Annotated in this window: 11 protein-coding genes; 6 read left to right on the top strand and 5 right to left on the bottom strand. The window is 60.8% G+C overall.

Going from position 1 to position 8694, the window contains the following annotated elements; genetic code table 11:
- Positions 1 to 59 precede the first annotated feature (59 nt).
- Positions 60 to 695: an ABATE domain-containing protein gene (locus M0954_RS12585; RefSeq protein ID WP_122158475.1), complete on the top strand. Its 636-nt coding sequence runs from the start codon at positions 60 to 62 to the stop codon at positions 693 to 695.
- A gap of 8 nt (positions 696 to 703) precedes the next feature.
- On the opposite strand, the gene M0954_RS12580 is transcribed toward M0954_RS12585, so the two are convergent.
- From M0954_RS12580 to M0954_RS12570, 3 genes are all read right to left on the bottom strand, one after another.
- A complete protein-coding gene (locus M0954_RS12580) occupies positions 704 to 1747 on the bottom strand; it encodes a rod shape-determining protein (RefSeq protein ID WP_123388118.1) in 1044 nt (347 codons plus the stop codon).
- Positions 1748 to 1885: 138 nt separating this feature from the next.
- The gene (locus M0954_RS12575; protein WP_297353544.1) at positions 1886 to 2086 is read right to left on the bottom strand and encodes a hypothetical protein; all 201 of its coding nucleotides are present in this window, start codon (positions 2084 to 2086) and stop codon (positions 1886 to 1888) included.
- 663 nt (positions 2087 to 2749) lie between these two features.
- The gene (locus tag M0954_RS12570) at positions 2750 to 2962 is read right to left on the bottom strand and encodes a hypothetical protein (protein WP_123388117.1); all 213 of its coding nucleotides are present in this window, start codon (positions 2960 to 2962) and stop codon (positions 2750 to 2752) included.
- A 221-nt stretch (positions 2963 to 3183) separates the two neighbouring features.
- Here M0954_RS12570 and M0954_RS12565 point away from each other — a divergent pair, with 221 nt between their 5' ends.
- Positions 3184 to 3978 carry a PRC-barrel domain-containing protein gene (locus M0954_RS12565; RefSeq protein ID WP_122158479.1) on the top strand — a complete coding sequence of 265 codons (795 nt, stop codon included), beginning with the start codon at positions 3184 to 3186 and terminating at the stop codon, positions 3976 to 3978.
- Here M0954_RS12565 and M0954_RS12560 read toward each other — a convergent pair.
- Positions 3975 to 4694, bottom strand: coding sequence for a Crp/Fnr family transcriptional regulator (locus tag M0954_RS12560; RefSeq protein ID WP_122158480.1), 720 nt, complete (start codon positions 4692 to 4694; stop codon positions 3975 to 3977). The two genes, M0954_RS12565 and M0954_RS12560, sit on opposite strands and share 4 nt — an antisense overlap.
- Positions 4695 to 4811: 117 nt before the next feature.
- Between M0954_RS12560 and M0954_RS12555 the strand changes: the two genes are divergently transcribed.
- Positions 4812 to 5495, top strand: a complete 684-nt coding sequence (locus M0954_RS12555; RefSeq protein WP_123388116.1) for a bifunctional 2-polyprenyl-6-hydroxyphenol methylase/3-demethylubiquinol 3-O-methyltransferase UbiG — start codon at positions 4812 to 4814, stop codon at positions 5493 to 5495.
- 55 nt (positions 5496 to 5550) lie between these two features.
- Complete coding sequence (locus M0954_RS12550; protein ID WP_122158482.1) at positions 5551 to 5952, top strand: hypothetical protein; 402 nt, start codon at positions 5551 to 5553, stop codon at positions 5950 to 5952.
- A 63-nt stretch (positions 5953 to 6015) separates the two neighbouring features.
- Here the strand turns inward: M0954_RS12550 and M0954_RS12545 are convergent, their stop codons facing one another.
- Positions 6016 to 6888, bottom strand: coding sequence for a LysR family transcriptional regulator (locus tag M0954_RS12545; RefSeq protein WP_123388115.1), 873 nt, complete (start codon positions 6886 to 6888; stop codon positions 6016 to 6018).
- Between the two features lie 166 nt (positions 6889 to 7054).
- Here M0954_RS12545 and M0954_RS12540 point away from each other — a divergent pair, with 166 nt between their 5' ends.
- Both M0954_RS12540 and M0954_RS12535 read left to right on the top strand, forming a co-directional pair.
- The gene (locus M0954_RS12540) at positions 7055 to 8020 is read left to right on the top strand and encodes a sugar ABC transporter substrate-binding protein (RefSeq protein ID WP_123388114.1); all 966 of its coding nucleotides are present in this window, start codon (positions 7055 to 7057) and stop codon (positions 8018 to 8020) included.
- Positions 8021 to 8086: 66 nt separating this feature from the next.
- On the top strand, positions 8087 to 8694 hold a 608-nt coding region (locus M0954_RS12535; protein ID WP_297353542.1), incomplete at its 3' end, for an ATP-binding cassette domain-containing protein.

Below are 8694 nucleotides of genomic sequence, written 5' to 3'. Positions count from 1 at the left end.
TCAAGGGATTTTTTAGTGGTTACGATGTGTCTATCGTCACTTTGTATTCATCACAAGAGATGGACTACCGCCAAATACCCCCAATGTTCCTCGCCGACGCGCCCGGACTGGATTTTCTGAATTCGGTGGCGACGCCCGTGGATGAGGAAGTTGACTGGATCAGCGATGGTGAGGGGCTATTGGCCTGGCTGGACCAGGCAGCGTTTGTGCCTCGTGAAGCACTTGAAGCGATCAGGCGCGGTTCGACGACTGCCGAACTCGATCAAGTGGCAGCGAAGGCGCGCGACTTGCGCGAGTGGTTCAGGGGATTTGTGAAGAAGCACAAGGGGCGGCCGTTGAGCGCCAAAGATCTGCGCGAGCTCGAACCGGTGAATCAGTTGCTCGAGCGTGACGAGCAGCATGGGGAAGTCGTCGCGAACGCCGTGGATGGCGTGACGACTTTCGAGCTTCGCGCGAAGCGGCGCTGGCAGTCAGCCGAGTCGTTGTTGATGCCGGTAGCCGAAGCGCTGGCAAGATTGGTCTGCGAGGAGGACTTCACGCTGGTGAAAGCGTGCGAAGGGGTGAATTGCACGCTGCTGTTCGCGGATCACACGCGAGGTCACGCGCGCCGCTGGTGCAGCATGGCGCTGTGCGGTAACCGCGCGAAGGTTGCGGCTCACCGAAAGCGCATCAAGGCGCAAGAACTCAGCCAATAAACGTCGGCTTATTCGTAGGAAAAGACGTCGCCGTATTTGTCGAGGCGTTCGAGCGCCATGCCGGAGCCACGTACAACGCAGGTCAACGGAGCTTCGGCGACGAATACGGGCAGACCGGTCTCCTCGGCGAGCAGACGGTCGAGATCGCGCAGTAGCGCGCCACCGCCTGCGAGCATGATGCCGCGCTCGGCGATATCGGCGCCTAGTTCCGGTGGTGTCTGTTCGAGGGCGATCTTGACCGCCGACACGATCTGGTTGAGCGGATCAGTCAGCGCTTCGAGGATTTCGTTGCTGGAAACGGTGAAGCTGCGCGGTATGCCTTCGGACATGTTGCGGCCCTTCACTTCGATTTCCTTGACTTCGGAGCCGGGAAACGCGGAGCCGATGCCTTTCTTGATCGCTTCGGCGGTCTGTTCGCCGATTAGCATGCCGTAGTTGCGGCGGATGTAGTTGACGATCGCCTCGTCGAACTTGTCACCGCCCACGCGTACCGAGCCTTTGTAGACGATGCCGCCGAGCGAGATTACGCCGACTTCCGTGGTGCCGCCGCCGATATCCACTACCATGGAGCCGGTGGCTTCGGAGACGGGCAGGCCGGCACCGGTTGCGGCGGCCATCGGTTCTTCGATCAGATAGACTTTTGCCGCGCCTGCAGTATGTGCCGCTTCCCTGATTGCACGGCGTTCGACCTGGGTCGATCCGCACGGCACGCAGATCACGATGCGCGGCGACGGCGCAAAAATGTGCGGCGCGTGCACCATCCGTATGAACTGCTTGATCATCTGCTGGGTGATGTTGAAGTCGGCGATCACGCCGTCCTTCATCGGGCGAATGGCTTCAATGTTGCCTGGCACCTTGCCAAGCATCTGCTTGGCTTCCTTGCCGACCGCAAGGATGGTCCGCTTCCCGTTCGGGCCGCCTTCCTGCCGGATAGACACGACTGAAGGCTCGTCGAGGACGATGCCCTTGCCACGCATGTAAATCAGCGTGTTTGACGTGCCGAGATCGATCGCCAGATCGTTCGAGAAGAAGCTGCGCAAAAAACCGAACATTCAACATCCTGTCTGGCTTGATGCCAGGCGGTTGGCCCATCACATGCGACCATGCCACGGTCGGGAGAAGAGAGAATAACAGTTTCCCTGACCCCGAGACGGGGCGCCGCATGCGCAACGCCAGCCGGGTTCCTTGAGTTAGAACCGTGCCGATACATAAGGCCGCCACTTTCTGGTGCTGCGCGTCCACTGTCCTGGCGTTCTGTAGTGAACCGCGTCGACGTCTTTGGCGTCGCTTTCTGGTGCGAGCGGCATGCCGTCATCGGTCGCCGTCTCGCCTGCTTGTCGCTGTTTCCTTATTTCGGCTAATGCTTCCGCTTTCGTACGGCCATCTTTCATGCTTTTCTCCCACCATGAGACAGACTCAATTGCACGAGACGCTTTCCCGTTGCGCAGCAGGATGCTGCGAACACACCTCGCTGACTTAAAAGGCCGGCGTTTCGCCGGCCTTTCCTGCGCTCGCCGTGAGTCGACGAACTGGCGTTTCGTTTGAACCGCCAGGATTCGGTAGGCGATGCGGCCGCCAGCGCCGAGCCATTTTGGGCTTCCCTGATCCATTGCTTGAGATAGCACGTCTCGCGAGTGATGTTCGCGATCATGGACCTAGTTGAATGTATACCCTCTGCATGGGAAGTACAGTGATTCCACCACTGCCCCTGGCTCGCTCAGACCGTGCCGCGAGCAGAGACGGTCCCGCAGCGTACAGACGTGCGCCCTGATTGGGCAGATGATGTCTGGCATGTTCCCCGTCACGCGGTCGTGTTTCACCGCCACCGATTGGGTCGCGAACCGATTAAAAGGAAATGCATGACATTAGCAATGTGGGGAATCGTAGCGGGAATGGCGTTGATGTTCGCCACCTCGCTATACAGGTATTCGCAACGGGCCGCGGGCTTGCAGTCTGCTAACCCGTCCGCCATACGGCCCGCCGAGGAAGGGCGGCGCGATCGCTACGGTCTATAGCGCCGGGCACGTTGCGCTACGGAACGTAGCACGAGGGCGCTACCGGTCCGGAGCCGACCTGCGCTCGAACTCTGTGAAGAGCTTGAGCAACCGGGCCACGCGTTTGGTGCCGTCGGGCAGGAGGGCCTGCTGGGACTGCAACGCTGTGACGCGTTGGCGCCAGTACGGGAGTGACAACGGATTGCCCCGCTCGAGTAAAGGCACAACGTACTCGAGGTGCGTCAGATCCTTGGCGAACTCGTGCAGGGTCATCTTGTTTCCTTTGGGAGGCTGGTCAATGCCTCTGCGGCAAGTTACGCCGGGCCAGGGGGCGGTGTCTGCACGTTACCGTACAAGCTGACAATTCAGTCATCTCGCTTTAACGGCCGCTACGCCGCCGCAACTCAAGACAGCGGCATAGCAGGTCGGTCGCTTGAGCCGGGTTCTCGCACGTGAGGAGCCTGGTGCCACGAAGTAGAAACGGAGTATCGAACATGCTGCGCAACATAGAGTTTTTGCAGGGATCCACCGTCACGGCAAGCGACGGCGACGTCGGAACCGTGACGCAAGTCTATTTCGACGACGAAGCCTGGGGCGTGCGCTATCTGGTGGTCGAAACAGGTGACTGGCTCAGGGACCGGCAGGTGCTGATTTCGCCGTATGCCGTTTCTCATTCAGATCCTGGATCGAAGGCGGTGCACGTGAAACTCACGCGGCAACAGGTGCGCGACAGCCCGAACATCGACACGCATAAGCCCGTCTCGCGCCAGCACGAAATCCAGTATCTGCGGTACTACGGCTATCCGACGTACTGGGGCGGGGCGAATCTGTGGGGGATGGGCGCTTATCCTGCCTTCGACGGAGCTTCTGCGACCGCGGCTCTGCCACTGGGCGCTTTCCCGGTTGTGGACCCGGACCCCGAGGCCGATGAACCACCCGCGGACACGCATCTGCGTAGCACGGACGGGGTGAAGGGTTACCACATCGAGACGATCGACGGCACCATGGGTCATGTTTCCGGCTTCATCTTCGATGACGAGGCCTGGGTGATTCGCTACCTGAGCGTCGATACGCGCAACTGGTGGCCTGGCGGCAAGGAAGTCCTGCTGGCGACAGAATGGATCGAGTTGATTGACTGGTACGGATCGAGCGTTTCCACGACGCTGACGCGAGACGCGATCAAGCAAAGCCCCGCGTACGACGATGCGATTCCAGTCGGTCGGGACTACGAAACGGCACTGTACGAGTTTTACGGCCGCGAGGCCTATTGGTCGAAGGAAGGGGGCTAGATCGCGCGCAGGTCGGGCAACAGCCGGTCGAACTCGCGTTTCACGACGCCATAACATTCGCAGACGCGCTTTTCCAGCCCCGGTCTGTCCAGCACCTCGATATGACCATAGCTGTAGCGGATCAAGCCGGCATCCTGAAGTTTCGTGGCCGCTTCGGTAACGCCGGGGCGGCGCACACCCAGCATATTGGCGATCAGTTCCTGAGTCATCTTCAACTTGTTCGAGGGCAACCTGTCGATGCTCAGGAGCAGCCAGCGGCACAACTGTTGATCGATGGAGTGATGCCGGTTGCACACGGCGGTTTGCGCCATCTGCGTGATCAGCGCCTGCGTGTAGCGAAGCAGCAACCGCTGCACGGGGCCGGCGCGATGGAACTCTTCCTTCAGGATGTGGGCGTCTAGCCGGTAGGCGTGCCCTGCGCTTTGCACGACGGCGCGGCTGGGCGTGGTTTCTCCGCCCATAAAGAGCGCAATGCCGACGAGCCCTTCATTACCGACAATCGCGATCTCGGCGGACGCGCCGTCTTCCATAACGTAGAGCAGCGAGATGATGGCGGTGGTGGGAAAGTAGACGTGATCGAGGCGGTCGCCCGATTCGTATACCACCTGCCCCAGCGGCATATCGAGCAGCGTGAGATGCGGCTCGATGCGCTTCCACTCTGCCTCCGGTAAGACCGATAGCAGGTGATTCTCTTTGGGATGATGCACTTTGGGCATCCCACTCCTCGGCATTCTGTTGAAAAGCGGCGTCGGTTTCCACTTGCCCTATTATAGGACAGCACTACCAGTGTTGCGTTTAGGTAGGATATGGGCTGACTTGCGTTGGAAAAACCAATGAACCTCGACCCTCTGAGCGACAACAAGATCATTGATTCGTGGCGGCATAACGCTTCGCCGTGGACTCATGCAGTCCGCGCTCGCGAAATCGAAAGCCGGCGCCTGGTCACGGACCAGGCCATCGTGGATGCGTTGCTGGCCTGCGCACCCAAAACCGTCATCGATCTCGGCTGCGGAGAGGGCTGGCTAGCGCTCGCGCTGCAGCAACGCGGGATCGGTGTCACGGCGGTGGACGTGGTGCCTGAACTGGTGGCCGCTGCGAAGCAGGCCGGCGTGATCGATGGCAGAGTTCTGTCTTACGAAGAGATCGCGGCGGGGCAACTGAGAGCTGGCGCCGATGTCGTAGTATGCAATTTTTCGCTGCTCGGCAAGGAATCGGTAGAGGGTCTGCTGCGGATCGTTCCAACACTGCTCGAACCGGATGGGAGCCTGCTCGTGCAGACGCTCCATCCTCTTGTTTCATGCGGCGATCTGCCGTACGTTGATGGCTGGCGCACGGGCTCGTGGGCAGGGTTCGGCCCGGCATTCACCGACGCTCCGCCGTGGTACTTCCGTACCATGCAGACATGGGTTGAGCTGATGCGCGATAGCGGGTTCATCCTCCGTGCATTGCAGGAGCCGGTGGACGCGAGAACCGGCAAGCCCGCCTCGGTGATTTTTCACGCCCAAGTGCAGGCCTAGGCACGAAGTCCAGGTACGGGCTGGCAAATTGAGTAAGTGACAGGAAACGCGAATCATGATTGAAGATAACCCACTGTCCGACACGAAGCGGTGGTTGCAAGGACTGGTTCAGGCCGGTGAGGCGGCTGTCCAGGCGGCGGAAAACTGCCCGGAGGCTAACGATCCCGCTAGCGAAGTCGGGATGATGGTGGCGTCGCAGCGCGATCTCGTACGCGGCGAGGTGGTGAAGTTTCGCGCGAAGCTGACGTCGCATACGCCGGTCAGGCGGATCGAGAAAAAGTTTGCCGTGACCTTCGACCGGCGCTATTGGAAGCAAGGCACGTTCGTGTATCCGCTGCACGTTTTCCATGACCCCGAGCACCGCTTTTCGGCGGAACAGGTCCAACAGGTGCAGGCGCTCAAGGTCGGCGAGACGGTTGACCTCGCCGATGGCCGGATCGTTCAGCGTCAGGAATAACGAGTCGGTCACGCCGGGAGCCGGGGCAGTTCGTTTGATCCGGCCTTCGGGTCAACCCCAGGCCTAGCGGAAAATCTCGGCAATCAGATTCGCCACGGTGCGAATCCGTTCACTGTCGCGCAACGCCGGATGCAGCACCATCCACACGTCCTGATCGAGCGGCTTGATATGTCGCTCCACGCAGACCAGATCGCTGGTTGTGTCGCCCGCGAGCTGGGCGAGCACACCAAGCCCCGAGCCACCCAGGACGCCGTCGAATATCCCCATGCCATAGCTGCTTCGAAGCGAAGGCGCTGGCGCACCCGTCAGGGTTTTCAACCATTGCGTGGCGGGATGATCAGGCTGCCGGTCGTCGTAACCGACGAACGACAGCTTGTCCCACTCCTTCCTGCCGATGGCCGCTTTGTGCCGCAGATAGTAATCGCGTGAAGCGAACAGCCCGAAGCGGATGCGCCCAATCCGGCGCACATACAGGTCGCCTTCTTCGGGACACTCGGACCACAGCGCAATGTCTGCTTCGCGCCGTGCGAGGCTATAGGGCCGTCGCGACGTCAGCACTTCGATCTGGAGACCGGGCAGCCGCTCCTGAAACGAGCCAAGCAGTTTCAACAGAATGTACGACGGCCATTCGACCGCATTGATCCGCACCGTGCCGTGCGGCCCGCTGCTGCCGGTCACGTCCGCGGCGCGCTCGATCTGATGGGCGAGGTCTTCCATCTGCTCGGCGCACGCCAGCACACGCGCGCCGAAGGCCGTCACGGTGCAGCCCGACGGCACCCGGTCGATCAGCGGCTCGCCCAGCCGGCGCTCGAGTTCGGTCAGGCGCCGCGACAGGGTGGGCGGGCTCAGATCGCAAGCCGCCGCGGCCGAGCGCATCGTGCCGCCGCGTGCGATTGCCACCAGAATCCTCAGATCGTCCCAGTCCACGTGTTCCATTTTTGAAACGCCAGATTTTGAAATTTGGCATAGCATAACCGAGATCGCGAGGATAGGATTGGACCTGCTCAGGCTTGTCCCAGCATCTGGTGGCAAGCCTGACGTCCTAACCCATCACAATTCGACGGCTATCAATACGTAGACCGAACGAGCGAAGGAGACATCAATGATTCGCCATTTCCAACCGGCGCGACGTCGCGCTATCGCAGTCGGTGCAGCCTTCCTGGCCGCGTCGGTTCTGCCCATGTCCACCGCGTTCGCGCAAACTCCGCACAAGCCGAAGGTCGCGCTTGTGATGAAGTCGTTGGCCAACGAGTTCTTCCTCACCATGGAAACCGGCGCCAAGGATTATCAGAAGCAGAACCCGGACAAGTTCGACCTGATCACCAACGGCATCAAGGACGAGACGGACACCGCCAACCAGATCCGTATCGTCGAGCAGATGATCGTGTCGAAGGTCGATGCGCTGGTCATTGCACCGGCTGATTCGAAGGCTCTCGTGCCGGTGCTGAAGAAGGCGGTCGACGCGGGCATCATCGTGGTCAATATCGACAACCAGCTGGATAAGGACGTCCTCAAGTCGAAAGATCTGAACATTCCGTTCGTCGGCCCGGATAACGCCAAGGGCGCGCAGAAGGTAGGCGACTACCTCGCCAAGCACCTGAAGTCGGGTGACAACGTGGCGATTATCGAAGGTGTCTCGACGACGACCAACGCGCAGCAACGCACGCTGGGCTTCAAGAATTCGATGGCGGCCGGTGGCATGAAGGTGGTTTCGCTGCAATCGGGCGATTGGGAAATCGATAAGGGCAACGCGGTCGCGAGCCAGATCCTCAATGCAAACCCTGATGTCAAGGCGCTGCTGTGCGGCAACGACAACATGGCAATCGGTGCGGTCTCGGCGGTGCGCGCGGCTGGCAAGGCCGGCAAGATCCAGGTGGTGGGCTATGACAACATCAGCGCGATCAAGCCGATGCTCGCCGACGGTCGCGTTCTCGCCACGGCGGATCAATACGCCGCCAAGCAGGCCGTATTCGGTATCGATACCGCTTTGAAGGCAATTGCCGAACACAAGAAGCAGTCGGAATTGTCGGGCGTCGTCGAAACGCCTGTCGATCTGGTCACCAAGTAAGAACGGTGTTACGCGTGGCGCCGCCCGGTGCCACGCGCCCGCTTCTGGTCCGATTCAGTCAAATTGATGTCTACTCCGAACCTTTCCGTTGTTGATGCCCCGCCCGTGTTGCAGGTTCACGGCATCGGCAAGACCTATGCAGAGCCCGTGCTCGCGGATATCTCGCTAGACCTGCGCGCAGGCGAGGTGCTGGCGCTGACCGGCGAAAACGGTGCAGGCAAGAGCACCTTGTCGAAGATCGTTGGCGGTCTGGTGACGCCGACCACCGGCTCGATGACGCTCGGCGGCACGGCCTATACGCCGGCGAGCCGCAAGGATGCTGAAGCGCTTGGCGTGCGGATGGTCATGCAGGAACTGAACCTGCTGCCGACCTTGTCCGTTGCCGAGAATCTGTTCCTGAACCGCTTGCCGCAACGCGGCGTGTTCGGCTGGATCGACCGCGCCAAACTGCGCGAAGATGCGCGGCACGCCATGGCACAGGTCGGGCTCGACGCGATCCATCCCGACACGCTGGTGGGCACCTTGGGCATCGGCCATCAGCAGATGGTCGAGATCGCCCGCAATCTGATCGGAGAGTGCCGTGTGCTGATCCTCGACGAACCCACGGCGATGCTGACGGCACGCGAAGTCGATCTGCTGTTCGAGCAGATCGAGCGGCTCAAGTCACGCGGCGT

This window comes from Paraburkholderia sp., from assembly GCF_026225065.1.
Classification (GTDB): Bacteria; Pseudomonadota; Gammaproteobacteria; order Burkholderiales; family Burkholderiaceae; genus Paraburkholderia.
This window is presented reverse-complemented; position numbering and strand designations above follow the sequence as displayed.